The 24767-nt window shown below is 63.4% G+C and carries 20 protein-coding genes; 17 read left to right on the forward strand and 3 right to left on the reverse strand.

Annotated features, from left to right (window positions below):
* The first annotated feature begins 130 nt into the window (after positions 1-130).
* The 4 genes from KUV41_RS06040 to KUV41_RS06055 all read left to right on the forward strand — a co-directional run bounded on the left by KUV41_RS06040 (position 131) and on the right by KUV41_RS06055 (position 5594).
* Complete coding sequence (locus KUV41_RS06040) at positions 131-373, forward strand: OadG family transporter subunit (RefSeq protein WP_206940179.1); 243 nt, start codon at positions 131-133, stop codon at positions 371-373.
* Between the two features lie 128 nt (positions 374-501).
* Positions 502-2325, forward strand: coding sequence for a sodium-extruding oxaloacetate decarboxylase subunit alpha (gene oadA / locus KUV41_RS06045; RefSeq protein ID WP_206940177.1), 1824 nt, complete (start codon positions 502-504; stop codon positions 2323-2325).
* A gap of 9 nt (positions 2326-2334) precedes the next feature.
* Entirely contained in the window at positions 2335-3657 is a 1323-nt protein-coding gene (locus KUV41_RS06050; RefSeq protein WP_206940175.1) for a sodium ion-translocating decarboxylase subunit beta, read from the forward strand.
* Positions 3658-3860: 203 nt separating this feature from the next.
* On the forward strand, positions 3861-5594 hold the full coding sequence (locus tag KUV41_RS06055; protein WP_206940173.1) for a lysophospholipid acyltransferase family protein: 1734 nt from the start codon (positions 3861-3863) through the stop codon (positions 5592-5594).
* Positions 5595-5778: 184 nt separating this feature from the next.
* Here KUV41_RS06055 and KUV41_RS06060 read toward each other — a convergent pair whose 3' ends face one another.
* Both KUV41_RS06060 and lexA read right to left on the reverse strand, forming a co-directional pair.
* Positions 5779-6429, reverse strand: coding sequence for an IMPACT family protein (locus KUV41_RS06060; RefSeq protein ID WP_222484975.1), 651 nt, complete (start codon positions 6427-6429; stop codon positions 5779-5781).
* A complete protein-coding gene (lexA, locus tag KUV41_RS06065) occupies positions 6429-6902 on the reverse strand; it encodes a transcriptional repressor LexA (protein WP_206940169.1) in 474 nt (157 codons plus the stop codon). Before lexA ends, KUV41_RS06060 begins: the two co-directional genes overlap by 1 nt.
* A 281-nt stretch (positions 6903-7183) precedes the next feature.
* Between lexA and ccmA the strand changes: the two genes are divergently transcribed.
* The 13 genes from ccmA (at position 7184) to KUV41_RS06130 (ending at position 22646) form a co-directional block, all read left to right on the forward strand.
* Complete coding sequence (gene ccmA / locus KUV41_RS06070) at positions 7184-7825, forward strand: cytochrome c biogenesis heme-transporting ATPase CcmA (protein WP_222484977.1); 642 nt, start codon at positions 7184-7186, stop codon at positions 7823-7825.
* Positions 7822-8556 carry a heme exporter protein CcmB gene (gene ccmB, locus KUV41_RS06075; RefSeq protein WP_224908690.1) on the forward strand — a complete coding sequence of 245 codons (735 nt, stop codon included), beginning with the start codon at positions 7822-7824 and terminating at the stop codon, positions 8554-8556. The genes ccmA and ccmB overlap by 4 nt, the downstream gene beginning before the upstream one ends.
* Positions 8557-8606: 50 nt before the next feature.
* A complete protein-coding gene (locus KUV41_RS06080; RefSeq protein WP_206940165.1) occupies positions 8607-9347 on the forward strand; it encodes a heme ABC transporter permease in 741 nt (246 codons plus the stop codon).
* Positions 9347-9556 (forward strand): heme exporter protein CcmD, encoded by a 210-nt coding sequence (gene ccmD, locus KUV41_RS06085; protein WP_206940163.1) that lies wholly within the window; start codon positions 9347-9349, stop codon positions 9554-9556. Before KUV41_RS06080 ends, ccmD begins: the two co-directional genes overlap by 1 nt.
* Positions 9546-10016, forward strand: a complete 471-nt coding sequence (gene ccmE, locus KUV41_RS06090) for a cytochrome c maturation protein CcmE (RefSeq protein WP_206940161.1) — start codon at positions 9546-9548, stop codon at positions 10014-10016. The genes ccmD and ccmE overlap by 11 nt, the downstream gene beginning before the upstream one ends.
* 30 nt (positions 10017-10046) lie before the next feature.
* Positions 10047-12086 (forward strand): heme lyase CcmF/NrfE family subunit, encoded by a 2040-nt coding sequence (locus tag KUV41_RS06095; protein ID WP_315900556.1) that lies wholly within the window; start codon positions 10047-10049, stop codon positions 12084-12086.
* A complete protein-coding gene (locus KUV41_RS06100; RefSeq protein ID WP_206940160.1) occupies positions 12083-12631 on the forward strand; it encodes a DsbE family thiol:disulfide interchange protein in 549 nt (182 codons plus the stop codon). The genes KUV41_RS06095 and KUV41_RS06100 overlap by 4 nt, the downstream gene beginning before the upstream one ends.
* A complete protein-coding gene (locus tag KUV41_RS06105) occupies positions 12622-13119 on the forward strand; it encodes a cytochrome c-type biogenesis protein (RefSeq protein ID WP_222483410.1) in 498 nt (165 codons plus the stop codon). Before KUV41_RS06100 ends, KUV41_RS06105 begins: the two co-directional genes overlap by 10 nt.
* A complete protein-coding gene (gene ccmI / locus KUV41_RS06110) occupies positions 13116-14336 on the forward strand; it encodes a c-type cytochrome biogenesis protein CcmI (protein WP_222484979.1) in 1221 nt (406 codons plus the stop codon). The genes KUV41_RS06105 and ccmI overlap by 4 nt, the downstream gene beginning before the upstream one ends.
* A gap of 3 nt (positions 14337-14339) precedes the next feature.
* Entirely contained in the window at positions 14340-17837 is a 3498-nt protein-coding gene (gene smc, locus KUV41_RS06115) for a chromosome segregation protein SMC (protein WP_222484981.1), read from the forward strand.
* Between the two features lie 224 nt (positions 17838-18061).
* Positions 18062-20083 (forward strand): cell division protein ZipA, encoded by a 2022-nt coding sequence (zipA, locus tag KUV41_RS06120; RefSeq protein WP_222484983.1) that lies wholly within the window; start codon positions 18062-18064, stop codon positions 20081-20083.
* A 248-nt stretch (positions 20084-20331) separates the two neighbouring features.
* Positions 20332-22377 (forward strand): NAD-dependent DNA ligase LigA, encoded by a 2046-nt coding sequence (gene ligA / locus KUV41_RS06125; protein ID WP_222484985.1) that lies wholly within the window; start codon positions 20332-20334, stop codon positions 22375-22377.
* Positions 22374-22646 carry a YheU family protein gene (locus tag KUV41_RS06130; protein WP_222237084.1) on the forward strand — a complete coding sequence of 91 codons (273 nt, stop codon included), beginning with the start codon at positions 22374-22376 and terminating at the stop codon, positions 22644-22646. The genes ligA and KUV41_RS06130 overlap by 4 nt, the downstream gene beginning before the upstream one ends.
* A gap of 73 nt (positions 22647-22719) precedes the next feature.
* On the opposite strand, the gene mnmC is transcribed toward KUV41_RS06130, so the two are convergent.
* Positions 22720-24753, reverse strand: a complete 2034-nt coding sequence (gene mnmC / locus KUV41_RS06135) for a bifunctional tRNA (5-methylaminomethyl-2-thiouridine)(34)-methyltransferase MnmD/FAD-dependent 5-carboxymethylaminomethyl-2-thiouridine(34) oxidoreductase MnmC (RefSeq protein WP_222484987.1) — start codon at positions 24751-24753, stop codon at positions 22720-22722.
* Between the last annotated feature and the right edge of the window lie 14 nt (positions 24754-24767).

Consider the following 24767-nt stretch of genomic DNA (forward strand, 5'->3'; position numbering starts at 1 on the left):
CAAAACTGCTACCTTTAGACCATGGCTATACGCCGGGGGTGTGGCAGGGTATAGCAACAAAAAATATGCGCAAGCCGAATGATCTAGAAAGATCAAGGCAACTTAGTCGTCGTAAAGCGGAGGATCCCGCATGAACGAATCACAGCTTGTTAGCGAGGGTTTGTCCCTCATGGCCCTTGGGATGGGCTTCGTTTTTGTTTTTCTTACGGTTCTGGTGGTCACGACGACACTGATGTCGCGTGTCATCGGGCGCTTCTTCCCGGAGCCGGTAGCCGAGGCTTCCGCTCCCCGCTCAAGAGCGGCGCCGACGCAGGACGACACCCTGATGGCGGTAATCGCTGCTGCTGTTCACCGTCACCGCCAAAAGCGATGAGTCTGCCAGGCGCTGTCAGTGGGCTCGTCAAACCACGTTGTTGATGAGCTCCCTCGCACAGTGCCGGCGGCCGTGATTTTCGACGAAAGCGCTTGGTATCGACAAGCCATAATGATAAGGACTCGACCATGAGCGACACTGCACGCCCACTTGGCATCACCGATGTCGTGTTGAGAGACGCACACCAGTCTCTGTTTGCGACCCGTATGCGCATCGATGACATGCTGCCCATCGCCGAGAAGCTCGACAACATCGGCTTCTGGTCACTGGAATCGTGGGGTGGGGCCACCTTTGACGCTTGTATCCGCTATCTCGGTGAGGATCCGTGGGAGCGGATACGGGCGTTGAAGGAGGCCATGCCACGTACTCCACAGCAGATGTTGCTGCGTGGGCAGAATCTGCTCGGCTACCGTCATTACGCCGACGATGTGGTGGATCGCTTTGTCGAGCGCGCCAAGACCAATGGAGTGGACATTTTCCGTGTCTTCGACGCCATGAATGATCCGCGCAACCTCGAGCGTGCGATCAAGGCGGTGAAGGCCAACGACGGCCATGCCCAGGGCACGATCTCCTATACCAAGAGTCCGGTACACACCCTGGACAGCTGGGTAGAGCTGGCGCAGTCGATCGCTGACATGGGGGCCGACTCCCTGGCGATCAAGGACATGGCGGGCTTGCTGACGCCTTACGATGCCTATGAGCTGGTCACCAAGCTCAAGTCGGCGCTGGATATTCGCATTCACCTGCACTGTCACGCCACGACCGGTCTATCGTCGGCGACGGCCCTGAAGGCGGCTGAGGCGGGTGTCGATAACGTCGATACGGCCATTTCTTCCATGTCCATGACCTACGGTCACAGCCCCACTGAATCCTTGGTGGCCATGCTCAAGGGAACCGACCGCGATACCGGCCTTGATCTTGAAGCGCTCGAGGACATTGCGGCCTACTTCCGCGAAGTGCGCAAGAAGTACGCCGCATTTGAAGGTTCTCTCAAGGGCATTGACTCACGCATTCTGGTGGCTCAGGTGCCTGGTGGCATGCTGACCAACATGGAGAGCCAGCTGAAAGAGCAGGGTGCGGGTGACCGGCTCGACGATGTACTGAACGAGATTCCGCGGGTGCGCGAAGACCTGGGCTTCATTCCTCTGGTGACGCCTACCTCACAGATTGTGGGCACCCAGGCGGTCATGAACGTGATGATGGGGGAGCGGTACGCCTCTATCTCCAAGGAGGTGCAGGCACTGCTGAAAGGGGAGTACGGTGCCGCGCCTGCGCCCTTCGAGCGAGACCTGCAGCAGCGTGTGCTGGAGGGCGCCTCGCCGATGACCGAGCGTCCGGCGGATCGCCTTGAGGCGGAGATGCCGCGCCTGACCGAGGAGCTGCTTGCCAAGGCCAAGCAGGATGGCATTCGCCTGGCCGACGGGGAGCAGCAGGTCGATGATGTGCTGACCTATGCACTGTTCCCGCAGATCGGTCTCAAGTTCTTGAAAAACCGGGACAACCCAGACGCCTTTGAGCCTGCTCCCGAAGCCGAGACGGCGCCGGCCGCAACAGCGCCCGCGGCCAGTGCTCCGGCCAAGTCGGCGGCTCAGTCCGGTGGTTCAGACACCTACACCGTCACCGTCAATGGCACCGCCTATGTGGTCGAGGTTGCCGAAGGGGGAGATATTTCCCAGGTTCAGCCTGCAGCAGCGTCCGCTACGCCAGCTCCGGCGCCCGCCGCTGGCGGCGAGGCCTCATCCGGAGCCACGGTGCAGGCGCCGCTGGCGGGCAACATCTTCAAGGTCAACGTCAAACCCGGTGATAGCGTGGCGGAGGGCGACGTGGTGATCATCCTTGAAGCGATGAAGATGGAAACAGAGGTACGCGCTGCGTCGTCGGGAACCGTGTCCGATGTGAAGGTGGCTGAGGGTGACAGCGTCGCTGTCGGTGATGTACTGGTAGTGCTCTAAGGACGGGTCATGGAGAAGATACTGACGCTCTGGTACGGCTCCGGCCTGTATAACCTGACGCTCGGCCAGGCGGTGATGCTGGTGGTGGGTCTACTGCTGCTGTGGTTGGCCGTCGCCAAGAAGTTTGAGCCGCTGCTGCTGGTGCCGATTGGTTTTGGTGGGATTCTCGCCAATATTCCCGAGGCGGGTCTGGCGCTGTCCGCGGCAGAGCAGGCCGCTCATCTGGGTCGCCCTGAACTGCTGGCGCAGATGGCTCAAGCCTTGGGGATCAGCTTGCCCACCGGTGCTGAGCTGGATATCTGGCGCCACACCCTGTCTGACGCGCTGCACGGGGACATGTCCCCGGCGCTGATTCGCGCGGCCAACGATGTGGCCATGGACGGTGGCTATGCCCACGGCATGTTGTTCCAGTTCTACAACGTGGCGATTGCCTCAGGTATTGCGCCTCTGGTGATCTTCATGGGGGTGGGGGCGATGACCGATTTCGGCCCGCTCCTGGCCAACCCTCGCACCCTGTTTCTCGGTGCTGCGGCCCAGTTCGGAATCTTTGCCACCCTGTTGGGGGCAGTAGCGATGACGGCGATGGGGTGGATGGATTTCAGCCTCAATCAGGCCGCTGCCATCGGCATCATCGGCGGCGCCGATGGGCCGACGTCGATCTACGTGTCGAGCATTCTGGCGCCGGAACTGCTGGGTGCCATCGCCGTGGCCTCCTATTCCTACATGGCGCTGGTGCCGTTGATTCAGCCTCCGATCATGAAGGCGTTGACGACGCAAAAGGAGCGTAGCATCGCCATGACCCAGCTGCGCCCGGTGTCGAAGCTCGAGAAGATCGTGTTTCCTCTGGCGCTGTTGATTCTGGTGGTGCTGTTCTTGCCCGACGCTGCTCCCCTGTTGGGCATGTTCTGCTTCGGCAACCTGATGCGCGAATGTGGCGTCGTCGAGCGTCTGTCGGATACCGCACAGAATGCGCTGATCAACACGGTGACCATCTTTCTGGGGCTGTCGGTGGGCTCCAAGCTGATGGCCGACCGTTTCCTGGCAGTGGAAACCTTGGGCATCCTCGGTCTTGGTATGGTGGCCTTTGCCATTGGCACGGCGTGCGGGGTGCTGATGGCGAAGTTCATGAACCTGGTGAGCAAGCACCCGATCAATCCGTTGATCGGTTCTGCCGGCGTGTCGGCGGTACCCATGGCGGCGCGAGTGTCCAACAAGGTCGGGCTCGAGTCCAATCCTCACAACTTCCTGCTGATGCATGCCATGGGGCCAAACGTGGCAGGCGTCATTGGTTCCGCGGTGGCGGCTGGGGTGATGATCAAGTACCTCGGATAGGTTCCAGCACTACGCCATATGCCCAGGGTCGGCGTGACGTCTGATCCTGGCAGCCACATGCGGCGCCCCTGCTGAAAGGTGGGGGCGCCGCATGCTTTTGCCGTTCAGCTGCGTCGGGCACGTCATCCGCTCAACATCGAATCGCCACGCTTCTGTCATGCTCGCTTCCTAGTCTGACGTTCGACACGTCAGGGGGAATGCGCATGATCGATGTAGAGAAGGCTCTGCTGGCCAAGGCGCCGAAGGTCGGGGGCTGGCCTCGTTGGGGACGACAGCTGTTGATGTCCGGCCTCAAGCGTCTGGTACACGAGCGTGAGATCAATGCCTTCCTCAAGCAGCATCGGCGTGCCGGTGGGCTCGAGTTTATCGATGCGGTGCTTGATCACCTGAATTTCGGCTATTCGCTGTCGTCGCGAGATCGAGACAACATTCCGGTGGCCGGTCGGGTCGTCATCGTGGCCAATCATCCACTGGGCGCCCTTGATGGCCTTGCCCTGGTGCGCATGGTGGCGGACGTGAGGCCGGATGTAAAAATCATCGCCAACGACCTGCTGATGCAGCTGTCTCCCCTGGCGCCGCTGCTGTTGCCGGTGGACAACTTGTCTCGCCGCGGTTTCCGCAAGAGCCTGCAGGGTATCGTCGACGCCCTGGACGATGAGCAGGCAGTGATCGTGTTTCCCGCGGGGGAGGTCTCGCGGGCAGGTCCTGGAGGCATCCGGGATGGCAACTGGCTGTCCGGTTTCCTGCATGCGGCGCGGCGCACCAACGCGCCCATCCTGCCGGTGCATGTGGGCGGCAGAAACTCTCCGCTGTTCTACTCCCTGACGTCGCTGTACTCCCCGCTGGGGACCTTGCTGCTACCCAACGAGATGTTTCGCCAGCAGGGGCGCCATATCACGATCAAGATCGGCGGCGAAATTCCGCTGGCTCGGTTTGATCGAGACGACCTGGCGACTCAGGCGAAGCTGAAGCTGCTGCGCAAGCATATCTATCGGTTGGGCCGCGGCAAGAAGGGGGTCTTTGTCAGCGAGGCGGGGATCGCTCATCCCGAGAACCGCCAGCACCTGCGCGAAGAGCTGGCGCAGGCCGAGGTGCTGGGTAAGACCCCGGATGGCAAGCAGATTCTGTTGTTTGAGCACCAGCCAGATTCCGCCGTCATGCGGGAAATCGGACGGCTGCGGGAGATTGCCTTTCGCCGTGTCGGTGAAGGGACGGGCAAGAAGCGCGACCTGGACGAATACGACGAGCACTATCGTCATCTGGTGCTGTGGGATGACCGCGATCTGGAAATCGCCGGGGCTTACCGCTTGGGGGATGTGGGCCACATCCTCGACAGCATCGGCATCGAGGGGCTTTACAGTGCGACCATCTTTCACCTCGACCAGGCGCCCTGGGAGCAGTGGCGTCATGGGCTGGAACTGGGCCGCAGTTTCGTCCAGCCACGCTACTGGGGACGGCGCAGTCTAGATTACCTGTGGCATGGGTTAGGCGCCTATCTTCGCCACCATCCCGAGGTTCGCTGGATGTTTGGCCCCGTCACCATACCCAACCATTTGCCACCGCTGGCCAAGGACCTGCTGGTCAGCTACTACCGGCACTATCATGCCGATGGCGACAGCCTGATTCGGGCCAAGGCGGTCTGCCCACTGTCCCGCGCCGGGCGCGAAGAGGCGGATCGCCTGTTTGATGGCAATGATGTGGCAGAGGATTTCTTGCGCCTCAAGGCCGCGCTTCAGACCATGGGGGCGGGTGTGCCCGCACTCTACAAGCAGTATGTCGATGTCGCTGAGCCTGGCGGGGTGTCGTTCAAGGCCTTTGGCGTCGACACGGCGTTTGGCTACTGCATCGACGGCCTGGTGGTGGTGGATGTGGCGCGGCTCAAGGCGGACAAGCGCAAGCGCTACATCGGGGCTGCATCAGCCCCTGCCCATGCATAGGCGTGTCACCACCTTGGTGTGCCAACACGAGGTGTGCATAGGTTGGGTGTGCACGTATGACGGGCGCATGCGTGGGCAAATGGATAGGGCGAATGGATAGGGTGGATTGGCAGGGCGCGCCGACAGGGCGGATTGGCAGGGCGCGTCGACAGGGCATGAGCCAAACCGACGGACGGCAAGGGGCCTAGGCCGTGTCGTTTTGCTCGTTGTCCAGGTCGTCGTCCCGGGCAATGGCGATGCGTCCCTTGAGGCGGGTGCTCAACTCACTCAGGTCCACGGGCGCGTCAGTGGGCCAGCCCAGGGTCAGACTGACGCCTTCGGCCGCGTAGTCGACCGCGTCGACAGGAATGTGCCGGGACTCACACCACTGGCGCGCGTCGGCTTCGCCCGCAAAGTCGACCTGGATACGCACCTGGCGGCGCTCTACGCATTCGCGCCTGGGCAGTGTCTCCAGGGCCTTGACCAGGGCCTGGGTGTACGCCCGCGCCAGTCCGCCAGTGCCCAACTTGGTGCCGCCAAAGTAGCGAATCACCACCGCCGCGGTCTGGCCGATTCCGTCACCCTCCAGCGCCTGGAACATGGGACGTCCCGCGGTGCCGCCTGGCTCGCCGTCGTCGGAAAAGCCGATGTGGACCTGCTCGCCGGGAGGGCCAGCCAGATAGGCGCTGCAGTGGTGGCTGGCATTGGGGTGCTGGCGCCGGGCCTCGGCCAGCAGCACATTGAAAGCGTCCACATCAGGGGCGTGAGCCACCCAGGTGATGAAGCGGCTTTTTTCCACCTCAATTTCCGCCACGTGCCATTCGCCTGCCGCGAGATCCGGTATCGGGTAGCGCATCAGGCGACCAGTTCTGCCTGGCGAGCCACGCCCATCACCAGTCCAAGCACCCGAATGTCACTGTTTTTCAGGTAGATGGGCGGCATTGTCTCGTTGGCGGGCTGAAGCCGCACGCCATTCTTCTCGATGTACAGCTTTTTCAGGGTGACCTCCTGGTCATTGATCATCACCACCGCGGTTTCGCCGTTCTCGGCGCTTTCCTGGCGTTCGATAATGATCACATCGCCGTCGAAGATATTGCAATCGATCATCGAGTTGCCGCACACCTTCAGCGCGTAGGTGTTGCGACGCACCATGCGCGAAGGTACCTGCAGAGTCGCGTTGTCGAGGCAGGCTTCGATGGGCATCCCGGCGGAGACATGTCCCAGCAGGGGGATGTCCACCAGCGCATCGGGGGTGTCAATGGGCTCCCAGCTGTCGGCGATGGGCAGGTTGGGCAGGCGTTGAAGGAACTGGCAGGTCGCGATATCCATGGCACGGTGTCTCCCTGGTGGTAAGGGTCGGGCTGTCACGGGTACGGAAGTGCGGCGCGGGCTGGGCTCCGGCGGCGGGTCATACTGGATACTGTCGATTCATACAGTACACGAGAAAGATAGCAGGGCCTAGCGTTCGCGCAAGTGCCATGGATCAACGAAAGGTGCATTGGCTGTGCGATTGCGCTGGTACGAGGGGCCGGCTGTCTGGTTCGGATGTAGCAATCGGTGTAAAGTCTGTGCGTGTTTTCCCCCTCTCGGTCCTGGCAGTGGAGTGCCCTTTGCGTCTGTGTCTTGAAGCCCGACAACTGGCCTGTGAGCGCGACGGTCGCTGGCTGTTTCATGGGCTCGACCTCATTCTCGGGGCAGGCGACGTTCTGCGGATCGAGGGCCCCAACGGCAGCGGCAAGACGACGCTGCTGAAGGTGCTGTGCGGCCAGATCAGCGACGTGGAAGGGCAGGTGTTATGGGACGGCAGAGCGCTGTCCAAGGCACGCGCCGACTTGCTGGCCAATCTGCTCTACCTTGGCCACGCGCCGGGTATCAAGGCCCACCTGACGGCGATGGAAAATCTGCGCTGGTATCAGGCCTTGGCAGGTCGCCGATGTAGCGATCGCGAGCTTGGCGCAGCGCTGGCCGAGGTCGGCCTGGCGGGCTTCGAGGATGTGGTGGCCTCCCAGCTGTCCGCTGGACAGCAACGCCGAGTGACCTTGGCCCGCCTTGTGCTCAGTCGTCATCCACTGTGGATCCTGGATGAGCCTTTCACGGCCATTGACGTCGATGGCGTGTCGGCGCTGGAGCAGCGTCTGGTCGAGCACGCCGGCCGGGGCGGTGCCGTACTGGTCACCACCCATCATGCCCTGGCCAATGTGCCTGGTCTGCGCAGGCTGTCCCTGTCAGGCCCTGCCCGGGAGGTGGCATGAGCGCTTGTTCCACTGACGTCGAGCCCGCGGTGGTGGCGGTCAAGGAGGCCGGCGCGGGTCTGGGGATGGCGCTATGGGCGACCTTTCAGCGAGATCTCGTCGGCGTGGCCAGGCGTCCCGCTGACGCGCTGACCCCGCTGGTGTTCTTCGCCATGGTCATCACCTTGTTTCCCCTGGGAATTTCGCCGGAACCGGAGCGTCTGGCCTGGATAGCCCCCGGCGTGCTGTGGGTGGCGGCTTTGCTGTCCGCGCTGCTGTCGCTGGATGGATTGTTCCGCGCGGATTATGAAGACGGCACGCTGGAGCAGCTGTTGCTGGCTCCCCACCCGCTGTCACTGTTGGTGGTGGCGAAGGTGCTGGTGCACTGGCTGACCACAGGTCTGCCGCTGGCACTGATGGCCCCGTTGCTGGGAGTGCTGCTGGCCTTGCCCCAGGGCAGCTACCTGGCCTTGAGTGTCACCCTGGCCGTGGGCAGCGGCTGCATCAGCCTGATCGGGGCCATTGGCGCTGGATTGACGGTAGGGTTGGCCCGCGGAGGCATGCTGTTGTCGCTGTTGGTGCTGCCATTGTTCATGCCGGTCCTGATCTTCGGTACAGGAGCCATGGGGGCGGCGCTGTCGGGGGGCGAGTGGCTGCCTCACCTGGCGGTGATCGGCGCCATGCTGGCGCTGGCACTGGCCAGTGCACCGTTGGCGATTGCCGCGTCACTGCGCATCAGCGTGCATGGCTGATGCGCTGATGTCGGCGACACGATTTCACGCTTGATCGAGGTACAACGCTCATGTGGGCCTTCTTTCACAAACTGGGGTCGCCGCGCTGGTTCTACGGCATCGCGGCCAGGCTAGCACCATGGTGCTGGGGCCTGGCGCTGGCGTTGATTGTGGTGGGTAGCGTCTGGGGACTGGCGTTTGCGCCATCCGACTACCAGCAGGGCAACAGCTTTCGCATCATCTACGTCCACGTGCCGGCTGCGTTTCTGGCCCAGTCGATCTTTATCGCCTTGGCCGCGTCGGGCTTCGTGTTCATGGTCTGGAAGGTCAAGATCGCCGACATGGCCGCGGCGATGATGGCGCCCCTGGGCGCCGCCATGACCGCGATTGCGCTGCTGTCAGGCTCCGTCTGGGGCAAGCCGACCTGGGGCACCTGGTGGCAGTGGGACGCGCGCCTGACCTCAATGCTGATTCTGCTGTTCCTGTACGTGGGCGTGATGTTGATCCGGCGCGCCTTTCCGCGTCCACTAAGTGGCTCGAAGGCGGCCTCGGTGCTGGCCATGGTCGGGGTGATCAATATTCCGATCATCAAGTACTCGGTGGAGTGGTGGAACACGCTGCATCAGCCGGCCAGCTTCACCCTCACCGAACGGCCGGCCATGCCTACCGAGATGTGGCTACCGCTGTTGATCATGGTGCTGGGTTTCTATGCCTTTTTTGCCGCTTTCACCCTGACCCGTACGCGCACTGAAATTCTACGCCGCGAAGGCAGCAAGCGCTGGGTCAAGGAGCTGTTCAAGGAGGATGCGTGATGGCATTCGAATCATTGGCTGAGTTGTGGCAGATGGGCTCCCATGGCCCCTACGTCTGGACGGCCTGGGGTGCCACCCTGGGGGTGTTGCTGCTTAGCGTGTTGCTGGTATGCGGTGAAAGTCGTGACGTTCGGCGCACCCTGCGCCGTCGACTCAGGCGAGAAGGCGCCGCGGCGCTGAAGTCCACGGAGGGTCGCCATGAGGGCTAAGCGTCGAAATCGGATGTTGCTGGTGCTCGGGCTGGTCGCGCTGTGTGCGGTGGCGGTGGGGCTGACGCTGTATGCGTTGCGCTCCAATATCAATCTCTTCTTCAGTCCAGTGCAGATTGCCGCGGGAGAAGCTCCCGTCGACCGCCAGCTGCGGGCCGGAGGCATGGTCAAGGAAGGCAGCGTGCGGCGTGATAGCGACAGCCTGGACGTCAGCTTCGTGGTCACTGACTATGTCGACGACGTTGAAGTGCGCTACAGCGGCATTCTGCCGGACCTGTTTCGCGAAGGGCAGGGGGTCGTGGTGGTCGGTAAATTGACCGGTGATGGCATCATCGCTGCCGACAAGGTACTGGCGAAGCACGACGAGAACTACATGCCGCCCGAGGTTGCCGAGGCGCTTGAAAAGGCCGGCTATTCCCCCGCCGACTACAAGCAAGCCGCGCCGGGTTCCCCCCAGTGACGCACAGACCGGGCAGACCAAGGTGATGTCATGCTGATCAAGATGATCCCCGAGATCGGACACTATGCGCTGGTTATCGCGCTGTTGATGGCAGTGGTGCAAGCGGTGCTGCCTCTGGCGGGGGCTGCCACGCGACGTCCCTTGTGGATGGCGTATGCCAGGCCCATGGCGGCCGGCCAGCTGGCCTTTCTGCTGATCGCCTACGGCTGCCTGACAGCCAGCTACCTGCTGGATGACTTCAGCGTGGTCAACGTGGCCAACAACGCCAACTCATTGCTGCCCTGGTATTACAAGTTCAGCGCGGTGTGGGGCAACCACGAGGGCTCGGTCCTGCTGTGGAGCCTTATTCTGGGAATCTGGACCTTCGCGGTCGGTTGCTTCTCGGGACGCCTGCCGCCTGACATGGTGGCGCGGGTGCTGGGGGTGATGGGACTGGTCAGCGTCGGCTTTCTGGCCTTCGTGCTGATCACGTCCAACCCATTCGAGCGCTCGCTGCCCAATATTCCGGCGGACGGTGCAGACCTCAACCCGTTGCTGCAGGACGTCGGCCTGATCATTCATCCGCCGATGCTGTACATGGGCTATGTCGGTTTCAGCGTGGTCTTTGCCTTTGCCATTGCGGCCCTGCTGGGGGGGCGTCTCGACAGCGCCTGGACCCGTTGGGTGAGACCCTGGACCAACATCGCCTGGGCTTTCCTCACGGTCGGCATCGCCCTCGGCAGCTGGTGGGCGTACTACGAATTGGGCTGGGGCGGCTGGTGGTTCTGGGACCCGGTGGAAAATGCTTCCCTGCTGCCGTGGCTGGCCGGCACTGCGTTGATCCATTCGCTGGCGGTGACCGAAAAGCGCGGGACCTTCAAGAGCTGGACGGTATTGCTGGCGATCACCACCTTCTCGCTATCGTTGATGGGGACCTTTCTGGTCCGCTCCGGCGTTCTGACCTCGGTCCATGCCTTTGCCAATGATCCGTCGCGGGGACTGTTCATCCTGGTCCTGCTGGGTATCACCGTCGGCCTGTCGTTGCTGATCTTTGCCCTGCGTGCGCCGCGGGTCAGCCAGCCAGGCGGATTCAATTGGCTGTCTCGGGATGCGCTGTTGCTGGTCAACAATATCCTGCTGGTGGTGATGACGGTGACGGTGCTGCTCGGCACGGTCTATCCGCTGCTGCTGGATGCGCTGAACCTCGGCAAGATCAGCGTGGGGCCGCCTTACTTCAATGCCTTGTTCGTGCCGTTGACGGTATTGCTATGCGTGTTCATGGGGCTGGGGCCCAGCGCCCGCTGGAAGCGCATGAGTGGTCGCGAGCTGCTGTCGCGGCTGTGGCTGGCGGGAGCCGCGGCGCTGGTCATTGGTGTGCTGGCACCGCTCGCCTATACCGGGGTATGGAATCTCAAGGCGTCCATTGGCCTGGTGGCGGCCCTGTGGCTGGTGCTGTCGCTGGCACGGGACCTGTGGGACAAGACCTCCCGCGGCGCTTCCCGACGCCAGGCAGTGATGCGCCTGACGCCAGCTTACTGGGGTATGGTGCTGGGCCACCTAGGCCTCGCGGTCACGATTGTCGGTGTCGCTCTGGTCTCCAACTATTCGGTGGAGCGCAATGTGCGGATGAATGTCGGCGATAGCGTCGATGTCGCTGGCATCCGTTTCCACATGACCGCTCTGGATGAGCGCAGGGGGCCCAACTTCGTCTCCGATGCTGCGACCATCGAAGTGACCCGCCAAGGCGCCACGCGGAGCTTCGAGATGCATCCAGAAAAGCGCCTCTATATTGCCAGGGGGATGCCGATGACCCAGGTCGCGCTGCGTCCGGGACTGTTCCATGACCTGTATGTGGCCATGGGCGAAGAGCTCGACGATGGCAGCTGGGCGCTGCGGGTGCAGATCAAACCCTTTGTTCGCTGGCTGTGGCTGGGGGCGTTGCTGATGGCGGCAGGCGGCATGATGGCCGTGGCGGACCGTCGCTATCGACGCCAGCTCAGCACCCGTGCACCTGAGCGCGAGTCGAGCAGTACGGCCAGCTCCGGCGTGGTCAGCGCCAGTCAGGTCACCTCCAAGGATGTGCGGGCATGAAACGACGGCTACTACTATTGGTGCCACTGGTGCTGTTTCTGGTGTTGGGAGCCTTCCTGTATCAGGGGCTGTCGATCAACCCCTTCGACAGAGAGTCGGCGCTGATGGCGCGCGAGTTTCCCGCCTTCGAGCTGACCACGCTGGATAATCCCCAGCAACGCGTGGATGAAGGGGATATCAAGGGAGAGGTGACCTTGGTCAACGTCTGGGGCAGCTGGTGCCCCACCTGTCGCCAGGAAATGCCGCAGCTTCTGGACCTGGCGGACCGAGGCGTGCGCTTGATCGGTGTCGACTACAAGGAGACCGCTGCCAGCGATGCGGAAAAGCGTGCGCAGGGCCAGGCGTTCCTGACCCAGTTCGGTAACCCTTTTGCCTTCAACGTGTTTGATCCGCTGGGCAGCCTGGGCTTTGATCTCGGCGTTTACGGGGCTCCTGAGACGTTTCTGGTGGACGCAGACGGTATCATTCGTTACCACCACACCGGTTACATCACCGCTGATGACGTGGAGAGCATCATTATGCCGGAGGTGGAGAAATGGCGCTGAAGGCACCTTCGCAAGGGCACCCTTGGCTGGCCAGCGTGCTGCTGTTGACGGGCTGGCTACTGGCCCTGCAGGTCATGGCAGAAGCGATTGAAGTGCGTCGCTTTGAGAGTGCGGTGACGGAGCAGCGCTATCAGTCGCTGACGGCGACCTTGCGCTGCCCCAAGTGCGAGAACCAGGCCATTGGTGACTCCAACTCGCCGATTGCCGCGGACATGCGTGACAAGGTCTATGAACAGCTGAATGATGGCAGGTCTGACAAGGAAATTATCGACTTCATGGTCCAGCGGTTTGGCGACTACGTGCTCTACAACCCCCGGCTGGAAGGTCGCACCCTGCTGCTGTGGGGACTGCCTGGGGCGTTGGTGGTGGTCGGCGGGCTGGCGCTGTGGGCCATCATTCGCTCTCGCCGTCGGGTGAGTGTCCGGCAGCTGTCTGCCGAAGAGCAGGCCCGTCTGGACGAACTGATTGATCGAGAGAGACGCTCATGACGCTGCTGTGGCTCGCCTTTGCCCTGTTACTGTTACCGGCTGCCTGGCTGCTGATCCTGCCTCTGCGGCGAGCGGCGTCTCTGGAGCAACGTCAGCGCGAGCTGGAAGCCAACGACGGTGCGGCTGCCCAGAACGTGGCGGTGTATCGCCGGCGCCTGGCCTCGCTTGAAGCCGCCAGGTCTCGCGGCGACATTGACGCTACCCGTTTCGATGAGGATGTCAGCGAACTGAAGCGAGCGCTGCTCGACGATACCGAACGGCTAAAGCGGGCTCCGCTCAAGTCAGCGGGATCGGGCAAGCTGGCGATTCCCGTGGTGTTGCTACTGGTCATCGTGACCAGTGTGGCGTGGTACCAGCGCGAAGGTGCCGAAGGCGATCTGGTGCTTTATCACACCATCGAAGAGGTGCGTAACGACCCCGCGGCCAGCCTGGCGCTGATGCTGGAGCGCCTTGAGGCCCTGGCCGAGCGCCAGCCCGACAATCCCCGCGTGTGGCAAACCCTCTATCCCCTCTACCGAGATAGCGGCGCCTACCGCGAGGCCGGTCAGGCCATCGAGCGGGTGCTGGCGCTGGAAGGGCGCTCCCCCTGGTGGCTTGGTGAGCTGGCCAAGATGGAGTACTTCACCAACGAAGGGCGGTTGAACGAGCGTATCCTGGCGCTTTCACGAGAGGCCAGTCGTGAGGCGCCGAACCTGCCCTCCGCCATGTGGTTCCTGGGAGTCGAGGCCTTTCAGCAGGATGATTATCAGGCGGCCCTGGGGTACTGGCGCAGAGGACTTTCCGCCGCAGACGGCTCCCCCCTGGAGGAAGCCATGCGGCAGGGCGTGGCCCAGGCGGAGCAACGTCTCGCTCCGGCGGGTCAGCACGCCATTCGCATTCACCTGTCGCTGGCACAGGCGCTGAAGAGCGACCGGCTGCCCCCATCCACCACCGTGTTCGTGGTGGCCCGTGACAGCGACGGCAAGCTTCCTCCTCTGGCGATCCAGCGCCTGACCCTGGCCGAGCTGCCAGCGAGCATTACCCTGGATGCCGGTGATGCCATGTCGCCGATGGCCAGCCTGGAGGATGTCGACCAGGTACGCCTGTTGGCACGGGTCTCACCCAGCGGTCAGGCGCAGCCGCAGCCCGGTGACCTGATGGGACAGCGTGAAGGGGTTGCAGTGGGGGCCTCGGATCAGGATCCTGTCACGCTTGTCATCGATCAAGTGATTGAATAACCCATGCGTCTGACGTCGATCCGGCTGGCCGGCTTCAAGTCTTTTGTCGACCCGGTCACGGTGCCCTTCGACAGCAACATGACCGCGATTGTCGGTCCCAATGGCTGCGGCAAGTCGAACATCATCGATGCCGTGCGCTGGGTCATGGGGGAATCCTCGGCCAAGACCCTGCGCGGCGAGTCGATGACCGACGTCATCTTCAATGGCTCCACCGGGCGCAAACCCGTGGGCATGGCATCTATCGAACTGACGTTCGATAACCGTGACGGGACCATGGGGGGCGTCTACGCCCAGTACGCCGAAATATCGGTCAAGCGTCAGGTCACGCGTGACGCCCAGTCCAGTTACTTCTTCAACGGCCAGAAGTGCCGTCGCCGCGATATCGCCGATCTGTTCCTGGGGACCGGCCTTGGTCCCAGATCCTACGCCATCATCGGCCAGGGAATGATCTCGCGGCTGATCGAAGCTCGCCCCGAGGAGCTGCGTTCTACCCTCGAAGAGGCGGCCGGTATCTCCAAGTACAAGGAACGACGACGCGAGACGGAAAACCGCATGCGTCGGACCCAGGAAAACCTGGATCGTCTGGACGATATTCGGGAAGAGCTCGACAAGCAGCTCGAGCGACTCAAGCGACAGGCAGAAGCCGCCAAACGGTATCAGTCGCTCAAGCAGGAAGAGCATCGGGTCAAGGGGGAGCTGGCGCTGTTGCGGGGGCGTGCCCTGCGAGCCGCCCAGACCGAGCAGGACAGTCGAGTACGCGAGCTGGAAACCGCCGTCGAGCGCGAGGTGCTGGGCATGCGCCAGTGCGAGACCCGCCTGGAAGAGGCGCGTGCCGAGCACGACGGCCTGGCCTCTGAGCTGGACCAGCGTCAGGCGAGGTTCTACGAGACCACCACCGCCATCGCTAGATTGGAACAGGAGCTCGAGCATACCCGCACCCGGGATCAACAGCTCGCCCGAGATCTTGAGAGTGCCAGGCGCGAGCTAGGTGAGCTGGATCGCCTGGGGGAGACCGACAGCGAACGTCTGGCGGCCCTGGATGACCGGCTAGAGACACTGGGACCCGAGCAGGAAGAGTTGGCCGAACAACTGGCCGAGCTCGAGGCAGCGCTTGAGGAAGCCGAGCCCGCGGTAGAAGACGCCGATGCCGAGTGGGAAGCGTTCAACGAACGCTGGCGTGGTGACAGTCATGAGGCCGAGCGCACCCAGGATCGGCTGCGCGAACTCGAGGCGCGGCTGGAGCGAATCGCTGGCGATCAGACCAAGCGACGTCAGCAGCTGGGTGAGTTGCCCGACCTGTCCGAACTGAGTGCTCAGCGCGACGAAGTGCGTGCGCAGCTGTCCGAGCACGACGCCCGCGCCCAGGAGCTCGAGCAACGTCGAGAGAGTGTCAGTGAGCAGCGTGACGTCAGTCGCCGCCAGATCGCCGAGCATGATGCCTCCCGGGAGCAGGCTCGCTCACGCCACAGCGCCCTGACCGGCGAGATCGCCTCGCTGGAGGCATTGATCGAGGCCGCCCTGGCCGACCACGACGAAGGACTCGACCGCCATCTCGCCGCCTATCAGCTTGACCAGGCCCCGCGCCTGGGCGAGCAGTTGGTGGTCGAGCCCGGCTGGGAGGAGGTGGTGTCATGGGTGCTGGCGCCCTGGCTCAAGGCTCGGCTAGCGCCCGACAGCAGCCTGCGCAATGCCCTGGGCGAGCCCCTGGACGCGGAACTCGCCTTGCTGTCGCCTGCCTCCCCAGGGTCGCCTCCGGGCGATAGCCTGGCAGCCAAGGTGTCCGGAGCCGGTGCCGCGGCCAGCTGGCTGTCGCGAATTCGCTGCGTCGAGTCCCGTGACGCCGCTTGGCAGGCTCGGTCCCAGCTTGATCCCGGCGACAGCCTGATGTCGGCTGACGGTCTGTGGCTAGGACCTGACTGGGCGCGCCAGCGCGGTCACGGGGAAGGCCCTGACGCGTTGCTGGTCAGTCGCGCACGGCTGAGTGAGGCCAGCGAGTCGTTGGCGCAGGAAGCGCAGCGGTTGGAGGCGCTGGACGAGGCACGGGAAGGCGCCCAGCAGGCCATGGACCAGGCCGAGCACGAGCTTGAGCAGCTGCGTCTTGCCGAGCGCGAGCTCGACCAGCAGCGGCAGCAGCTGGCGGTTCAGGACAGCGGCCTGGCCAGCCGGCTGGAGCACCTTTCACGTCGGGGTGCGGAGATCCACGAAGAGCTGGAAGGACTCAGTGAGGCAGATGAAGAGGCGCGGCTCGCCATTGAGGAAATGCGCGAGCAGTGGCAAACGGCGATGGCCCGCCTCGAAGACGGCGCCAGCGTACGCGAGCGCCTCGAGCGCTCCCGCAGCGAGGCCCGCGAGCGTCTCGCCACGTTGCGTGCTCGCCAACGCCCGCTGGCCGAACGGGCTCAGCAACTGACGCTGGAGCACCAGCGGCTGACCACCGAAAGAGCCGGCCTGGCCGAGCAGCAGGGCCGTGCGGGGGATACCCGTGCACGCCTGGAAGAGCGTGTGGCAGAGCTTGAAGAGGCCCGCGAAGGCCTGCATGAGCCTGATGAAGAGCGTCGTGAGCAACTGGATGAGTTGCTGCATCGGCGTGAGCAGGAGGAGCGTCAGCTCAACGAGTCCCGGGCCAGAGCGGCCGCGCTGGTCGAGCGCCTGAGGGATGACGAGCAGGCGCGACAGTCTCATGAACGTAACCTGGACGGGGTGCGTGAGCGGCTGCAGGAAGCGCGCATGCAGGTGCAGGCGCTGGCGCTGAAGGCCGAGACCCAGGACGAACAGCTCAAGGAGCTGGGACACGATGCGGCGGCATTGACCGAGCAGCTCGACCCGAATGCCACCGAATCGGCCTGGCAGACCCGGTTGGAAGAGCTGGGTGAGAAGATCCGGCGGCTGGGTGCCATCAACCTGGCGGCCATCGAGGAGTACGAGCAGCAGGCCGAGCGGCGCGACTATCTGGAGGCGCAGCAGGCCGAGCTGAATGAAGCGTTGGAGACACTGGACAAGGCGATTCGGCGCATTGACCAGGAGACCCGTGCCCGTTTCCGCGATACCTTCGAGCGGGTCAACGCCGGGCTGCAGTCTCTTTTTCCTCGAGTCTTTGGGGGCGGAGCCGCATGGTTGACCCTGACAGGCGAGGATTTGCTGGAGACCGGCGTGGCGATCATGGCACGACCACCGGGCAAGAAGAACAGCACCATTCATTTGCTGTCAGGGGGAGAAAAAGCCCTCACCGCGCTGTCGATGGTATTTGCGATCTTCCAATTGAATCCGGCACCGTTCTGCATGCTGGATGAAGTGGATGCACCTCTGGACGATGCCAATGTTGGCCGCTATGCCAAGTTGGTGAAGGAGATGTCCGACAGCGTGCAGTTTATCTATATCACCCATAACAAGATCGCCATGGAAGCCGGGGAACGATTGATGGGTGTCACCATGCAGGAGCCCGGTGTCTCTCGTCTGGTGTCTGTTGGCGTTGACGAAGCTGCGGCTTTGGCAGAAGCATGATGCACTTTAAAGGCGGTTATAATAGGGTGTCCCAATAAGACCATGATGCTGCATGGCAAGGTAAGCAAAGGGAGTTGGAAGGGCGAATGCGAAGGGCATTGTCGAGAAGAGCGGAAAAAATCCGACGCTTGACAAACAAAAAAGTGGCCCTTTTTTTCGCAATCACGCTATGCTGTTGACGGACAACCATCAGGCATGGCGCCTTAGCAAAGGCATGACGACCCATGGAACTAAGAGAGTGGCTGATCATTCTGGGGCTGGCACTGGTGACCCTCATCGTTATCGATGGGGCGCGTCGCCTGCAGCGCCAACGTCGCACTCCCCGCCTGGATGAGGTGCAGGGAGACGTTCTCGATGACGCTGGCTTGGATCGAAGCCAGACACAGGAGGCCGCCGTTGCGGGCCATCCTGGCGTCAATGTGTCCGCCAGACGTGACACAGTAGACGGGGGCACTGATCTGGATGACCCCGAAGAGAGAGCGCGCGAGGAAGAAATCAATTGGGAGCTGCCCAACGGAGGGGCTCGGGTGATCAAGCCCGCGGATTTCTCCAGTGTGCAGCCCAAACCCAAGCTTGAGCGCCAGGAGCATCCTGGACCTTCTCGGGTATTGTCCGAATTCCGCTCCAGTCAGGCCCACCGTGGTAGGGCTGGGGTGACGACTGCTGAAGCGCCCGCGGCTGGTGTTGAAGAAAAAGCGCCTGCGGCCGGGGTGGATAGAACAGCGCCTGCGGCTGGGGTTGACTCTGAGGTTGAAAGGACAGCGCCTGCGGCTGGGGTGGATAGAACAGCGCCTGCGGCCGGGGTTGACGCCGAGGTTGAAACGACAGCGCCTGCGGCTGAGGTCGAGAAGAAAGCGCCCGCGGCGGGTGTTGAAGAGAAAGCGCCTGCGGCCGGGGTTGAAGAAAAAGCGCCTGCGGCTGAGGTTGAAGAAAAAGCCCCTGCGCCCGCTATTCCGAGCGAGGCCCCAGAAGCGTCAGAGGCTCCACCCGCCAACACCCCGAGCGTTGCCAAGACACCGGCGGCGCACGTGGACGCAGAAGCGGCTGGTCCGGCCGATGCTGGGGATCGTCGCGAGCCGGTGCTGTCTGCCACCGCTGACGATAGCGACACCACTGGTGAAGCTGGCGTCAAGGGTGCGGAAGAGCGCACTGCAAAACGCGACCCGAACGCCATGCACCTGGCTGCCGATCCTGAAGATCATGAAGACTTCGACGAAGATCAGTATCGCCTGGTCGACTTCGAGGGCATGGGTGACTCGCTCAAGGATCGCTCACGCCGCATGGGAAGCTCCATGCAGCGCTTTGGCGCCTCGTTGCAGAAGAGCGTCAGCGAGCGCCGCGAACGGCGTGAACAGCAGAAAGCGGAAAAGGCCCGCCTCAAGGCTGAGCAGAAAGCAGAAGCTGCCAAGCGCAAGGCCGAGCAGGATGCCGAAAACGCCGCCAAGCGGGAACGCGAGCAGGCAGAGCGACAGCACCTGGCCGCAGAGCGGGAAGCTGCGCTGAAGCAAGCCGAGCGCGAGCGGACAACAGCCGAGCGCGAGCGGACAACAGCCGAGCGCCAGCGGGCAACAGCCGAGCACGAGCAGACGCTTCAGGCCTCCCACCAGGCACCAGCGGCCGAGCCGCGCTGGGAAGCAGATGTTCCCGAGCCCGAGTTTGACGTCGAGGATGGTAGTGGTTATGCCGCTTACGACGAAGGTTTCGATAGCGGGCACGGCGGCAAGGTACGCCCGCATCCTGTGCTGGAAAAGGCGCTTCGTCATGATGTCAATGCCGAGCACGCCCGTGACAGTCTCAGCAACGCCGAGGAAATCATCGTCATCAGCGTCATGTCCCGTGATGAGAACGGCTTCCCCGGCACAACGCTGCTAGAGCTGATGATGGCCTGCGGCCTGCGCTACAGTCGTGAGATGGGGATCTTCCACCGGTTCGAGACCGAGGACGAGGGCAGCGCCCTGCAGTTCTCCATGGTGAACGTGCTCAAGCCGGGCACCTTCCCGATCGAGGCGATGGACGACTTCACGACCCCGGGCATCACCCTGTTGATGCCGCTACCCAGCGCCAAGGACAGCTCGGCTGCCTTTGAGGCCATGGTCGAGACCGCCATGGTGATCGTGCGCCACATGGGGGGCGAGCTGAAGGATGAAAACCGCAGTGTAATGACCGCTCAAACCGTGGAGTTCGCTCGTCAGCGCGTGCAGGAGTTCGAGCGCAGGCATCGTCTGCATCGCTACCAGGTCAACTGAGAGGAGCGGCGACGCTCGTTCTCCATCGACCGACGGCTACGGCGTGATGCATGGCGAAGACTGCCTCCGTGACAGCGATACCAGACAGCCGGTCAAGTCAGCAGTAAAGAGAAAGCGGCCCCGTGAAAACACGGGGCCGCTTGCATTTGCGTCGTCTGGCGAGAGCGGTCCCGCAGCGGTTTTTTCCCGAGGGGCATGGGGTAAAATGGTGCCAGACCAAGACGTTTGCTATTCGCCAAAGGGCTGACATGACCACCGACGCTTCGATTCGCGACGAGGTGGCGCAACTGCGCACCGAACTCGATGACGCCAACTATCGCTACTACGTGCTGGATGATCCGCGTCTGCCGGACATCGAGTATGACCGCAAATTGCGTCGATTGAGCGAGCTCGAGCAGGCGCACCCCGACCTCGCCAGCCCGCAGTCCCCGACCCAGCGGGTCGGCGCCAAGCCTGCCGATGGTTTTCCTGAAGTCACCCATGCGCTGCCGATGCTGTCCCTCGACAACGCCTTTGACGATGAGGAGCTTCGCGCCTTCGTGAACCGCGTGGCCGAACGGCTGGAGCTCTCGCCTGAGGCGCTGTCGTTTGTCTGCGAGCCGAAGCTGGATGGCGCCGCCGTGTCGCTGGTGTACGAGCAGGGTGTGCTGGTCAGCGGGGCCACCCGCGGAGATGGCCGTACCGGCGAGGGAATTCTGTCCAACCTCAAGACCCTCAAGTCGATTCCGCTGCGCTTGCGCGGTGACCAGGCGCCTAGCCTGATGGAGGTGCGTGGCGAGGTGGTCATGCGCCACCGGGAGTTCGAAGCCATGAACGAAAGGGCGCGGGAGCAGGATGGCAAGGTCTTCGCCAATCCCCGCAACGCCGCTGCCGGTAGTCTGCGTCAGCTCGATCCCAGAGTGACGGCCAAGCGTCCCCTGGAATTCAGCGCTTATCAGGTCGCCAGGCTGGAGCCGGATCAGGGCGCCAGGACCCACAGTGAGCTGATGCACTCACTGGCAGCGGTGGGGCTTCCGGTCAGCCGTGACCTCGAGGTGGTCACCGGCGCCGAGGGGGTGATCGACTACTGCCGGCGCCTTGGCGAGCGCCGCGATTCCCTGGATGTGGACATCGATGGCGTGGTGATCAAGGTGGATGAATTGCGCCTGCAGCGGGAGCTGGGGTTCGTCTCCCGCGCGCCACGCTGGGCGATAGCCTTCAAGTTTCCCGCCCAGGAGCAGACCACCACCTTGAAGGATGTCGAGTTCCAGGTCGGCCGAACCGGCGCCATCACTCCGGTGGCGCGACTGGAGCCTGTCAGCGTGGCAGGCGTCACGGTGTCCAATGCGACCCTGCACAACGCGGACGAGATTGCGCGCCTGGGAGTGCGTATCGGTGATCGTGTCGCTATTCGGCGCGCAGGGGACGTTATACCTCAGGTGGTTCGGGTGGTCGAGGCTGCCGCCGACGGCGATGGCCAAGACATCGCCTTTCCCCAGCATTGCCCGGTCTGTGAGTCCGAGATCGAGCGTATCGAGGGCGAGGCGGTGGCTCGCTGCTCCGGCGGGCTTTACTGCGCTGCCCAGCGCAAGGAAGCGCTCAAGCACTTCGCCTCACGTCGCGCGCTGGATATCGATGGGCTTGGGGTGAAGCTGATCGAGGCGCTGGTGGATCGTGACATGGTCAAGACGCCGGCGGACCTGTTCTCGCTGACGACACCGGAGCTTGCCGGGCTGCCTCGCATGGCGGAGAAGTCCGCGACCAATCTGGTTAAGGCGCTCGAGCGCTCGAAAGACACAACGCTGGGTCGGTTCATCTATGCGCTAGGGATACGCGAAGTGGGTGAAGCCACCGCGGCCAACCTGGCTAGCCACTTTGGCAGCCTGGAGGCCCTGATGCAGGCCGATGGGGAGGCCCTGGAAGCCGTCGAGGACGTAGGACCGGTGGTGGCGAAGCATGTGGCCACCTTTTTCGACCAGGAGCACAACGTCGATACCATCAAGGCGTTGCTGGAGGCTGGAGTCCGCTGGGACGAGATCAGCGTCAGCGAGCAGGCAACACCGCTGGAAGGCCAGACCTGGGTATTGACCGGCACCCTGGAAACCATGACGCGGGATGAGGGCAAGGCGCGCCTGCAGGCGCTCGGTGCCAAGGTCTCGGGTAGCGTCTCGAAGAAGACCCATTGCCTGGTGGCTGGCCCCGGTGCGGGAAGCAAGCTAACCAAGGCCGAACAAGCCGGTGTCCCGGTCATCGATGAAGCCACGTTTCTCGAGCGTCTAGCGCAATGGGAAGCTAGCGATAAGGAGGACGCATGAGTCGATTCGTGGAAGTGCCGTATCGGATGCTGCCTGGCGAGACCCTCGATGCACTGCTCGAGAGCTTTGTGACTCGTCAGGGCTACGACACCACAGACACAGGGGAAGGCATGCACGGCTGGGTCAAGCAACTCAAGGCCCAGCTGGAGCGCTCAGAGTTGATCATCGCCCACGACCTGGAGACCGAGAGTACCGAAGTGCTGACACTGGCCCAGTGGCGTGCCTTTGGCAGGGATCTGGCTGACGACGAGGAAGAAGGCGATATCTAAACAGCGAAGGGACGCTCGACTCACGTCTAGCGCCCCTCCGCTGCCGCTTCCCCAGTGAAGCAAGGGCGGGGTATCAGTGGCGACGCTTGCCTTGGATGATGTCTCTGATCACCCTGCGTCCCGGGTGCAGATGGTCGGCCAGTGGCGCTTCTAGTGGCAGCGGTTCGTCGCAGATCCGTGATGCCAGCACCTCAGCGCACAGTGGCGCGCTGGCCAGGCCACGGGACCCGTGGGCGGCGCTGATCCAGAGCCCTCGATGGTGACGACCTGGTGTATCAGGCACTCGGGTGGCGTCCTTTTCCAGTACCGCATAGTCCTCGACCCAGGCCTGCTGGTCGGGCAGCGGGCCTGCGTAGGGGCTCTTGTCAGGGCTGGCACAACGTACGCCACCTCTACCGTCGAGAGACTCGGTACTTGGCGTGATTCCCTGTGCACGCAGCCGGTCGGTGTAGCCAGGCAAGGTCTGGTCGAGTTCTCTTAGATTGGCCGCATGATCCTCTGGCAGCGTGTCGGCATCGCTGCGGCCGGGGACGAAGGTGGCGCCAAAGGTCAGTACGCCCTCCAGGGGCGGAGCCACATAGCCGCCTGCGCACACGACCCGTTGCGGCGCCGGCGCGTCAGGGGGCAGTCGCCAGCGACTGACCTGGCCTCTGACCGGCTGCAGCGGCAGCCCCTGGGTATACTCGAACTGGTTCGCCTGGTGGGCAGTGGCGATGACGACCTGGTCTGCGTCAACTGTCACCTGACTGCCATCCGCTGCGGTGCCGAGCAGACGCCAGCCCTGGTCTGAGGCCTTCAGGTCATGGATCTGGGCCTTCACGAAGTTCACGCCAGGACGCGCGACCAGAAACTCGCACAGGGCGCGTGGCTTGACCCAGCCCGCTCCGGGATAACAGAGCCCACCCGCTGTCACAGGCACTCCTGCCAGTTGTGATGCCTGCGCGGCATCGATCGAATGCACCACCGAGTGCGGCAGCGGGTGATGCTCGAGGAAGCGCCGCTGACGACGAGCCTCGCGGTCCCCATGAGCCAGCTGCAGCACGCCACAGGGTGACCACAGCTGATCCTCGCCGTCGAGCCGAGCCAGCCAGCGCTGGCTATAGAGCAGACCAGCCAGGTAGACCCTGCTCTGGTGGTTGGTGTCGGCCGCCAGCTTGACGTAGAGGGCGCCCTGTTCGTTGCCCGACGCCCCGGCCCCGGGCGCAGTGCTGTCGATCAAGGTGACCTCGATACCACGGCGAGCCAGCGCTTCGGCGGTGGCACAGCCGGCGATCCCGGCGCCGATGATGGCCACCCGGCGATGGGGCAGAGCTGGCGGTGGGCTATACCAGGGGGTGGCCTGACGCCGCTTGTCGGCTGGGGGCGTGTCGATCTCGCCTGCCAGCATCTCGCGTTTACGTCCATGGCCTGGGACCTTGCGCCACTGAAAGCCCGCTGCCTTGAGGCCGCGCTTGACGATACCCGCGCAGGTGAAGGTGGCAAACGTCGCGCCTGGGCGCGAGCGCGCCGCCATCTGCTCAAACAGCGCGGGTTGCCACATGTCAGGGTTCTTGGCCGGGGCGAAGCCATCCAGGAACCAGGCATCCACTCGGCCATCCAGCAATGCCAGGCGCTCGCTACTGTCCCCGATGTGGAGGTCCAGAGTCACCCGCGGGGACAGCGTCAATCGGTGAACGCCGATGACCGGTTCAGGCCAGGCCTCGATGAGCGCGGCGGCGCGATCCGCCAGGTCTGGCCACCCCGCCAGCGCTTGGGCAAGGTCAGCGGCGGACATGGGGTAGCGTTCAGTGGACACCAGGTGAAGGCGGGCACCGGCGGGGGCATGCTGGTCAAAGGCTTGCCAGGCACACAGCATATTCAAACCCGTACCTAAGCCTGTCTCGCCGATCACGAAGGGCCGCTCCAGAGTCCATTCCCGGAATCGCTGGGGCAGGTGATTGGCGTGAATGAACACGTGCTCGGTCTCAGCGCGACCGTCATGGCGGGAGAAGTAGACGTCGTCGAAGACGCGTGAGTGCGGGCTCAGGCCGCTGCTTTCCTCACGCCATTCAAGCTCGGCCGGCGTTGCGGAGGTCAGGGCGGGAAGGCCGTCGGGAGCGTGGGTCACGGCTATCGGTTCCT

This window comes from Halomonas sp. DP8Y7-1, assembly GCF_019801685.1.
GTDB lineage: Bacteria > Pseudomonadota > Gammaproteobacteria > Pseudomonadales > Halomonadaceae > Halomonas > Halomonas litopenaei_A.

Excerpts from the sequence above, each read along its gene's own strand:
- KUV41_RS06040 (WP_206940179.1), top strand. The coding sequence starts at position 131 with ATGAACGAATCACAGCTTGTTAGCGAGGGTTTGTCCCTCATGGCCCTT.
- oadA (WP_206940177.1), top strand. The coding sequence starts at position 502 with ATGAGCGACACTGCACGCCCACTTGGCATCACCGATGTCGTGTTGAGA.
- KUV41_RS06050 (WP_206940175.1), top strand. The coding sequence starts at position 2,335 with ATGGAGAAGATACTGACGCTCTGGTACGGCTCCGGCCTGTATAACCTG.
- KUV41_RS06055 (WP_206940173.1), top strand. The coding sequence starts at position 3,861 with ATGATCGATGTAGAGAAGGCTCTGCTGGCCAAGGCGCCGAAGGTCGGG.
- KUV41_RS06060 (WP_222484975.1), bottom strand. The coding sequence starts at position 6,429 with ATGCGCTACCCGATACCGGATCTCGCGGCAGGCGAATGGCACGTGGCG.
- lexA (WP_206940169.1), bottom strand. The coding sequence starts at position 6,902 with ATGGATATCGCGACCTGCCAGTTCCTTCAACGCCTGCCCAACCTGCCC.
- ccmB (WP_224908690.1), top strand. The coding sequence starts at position 7,822 with ATGAGCGCTTGTTCCACTGACGTCGAGCCCGCGGTGGTGGCGGTCAAG.
- KUV41_RS06080 (WP_206940165.1), top strand. The coding sequence starts at position 8,607 with ATGTGGGCCTTCTTTCACAAACTGGGGTCGCCGCGCTGGTTCTACGGC.
- ccmD (WP_206940163.1), top strand. The coding sequence starts at position 9,347 with ATGGCATTCGAATCATTGGCTGAGTTGTGGCAGATGGGCTCCCATGGC.
- ccmE (WP_206940161.1), top strand. The coding sequence starts at position 9,546 with ATGAGGGCTAAGCGTCGAAATCGGATGTTGCTGGTGCTCGGGCTGGTC.
- KUV41_RS06095 (WP_315900556.1), top strand. The coding sequence starts at position 10,047 with ATGCTGATCAAGATGATCCCCGAGATCGGACACTATGCGCTGGTTATC.
- KUV41_RS06100 (WP_206940160.1), top strand. The coding sequence starts at position 12,083 with ATGAAACGACGGCTACTACTATTGGTGCCACTGGTGCTGTTTCTGGTG.
- KUV41_RS06105 (WP_222483410.1), top strand. The coding sequence starts at position 12,622 with ATGGCGCTGAAGGCACCTTCGCAAGGGCACCCTTGGCTGGCCAGCGTG.
- ccmI (WP_222484979.1), top strand. The coding sequence starts at position 13,116 with ATGACGCTGCTGTGGCTCGCCTTTGCCCTGTTACTGTTACCGGCTGCC.
- smc (WP_222484981.1), top strand. The coding sequence starts at position 14,340 with ATGCGTCTGACGTCGATCCGGCTGGCCGGCTTCAAGTCTTTTGTCGAC.
- zipA (WP_222484983.1), top strand. The coding sequence starts at position 18,062 with ATGGAACTAAGAGAGTGGCTGATCATTCTGGGGCTGGCACTGGTGACC.
- ligA (WP_222484985.1), top strand. The coding sequence starts at position 20,332 with ATGACCACCGACGCTTCGATTCGCGACGAGGTGGCGCAACTGCGCACC.
- KUV41_RS06130 (WP_222237084.1), top strand. The coding sequence starts at position 22,374 with ATGAGTCGATTCGTGGAAGTGCCGTATCGGATGCTGCCTGGCGAGACC.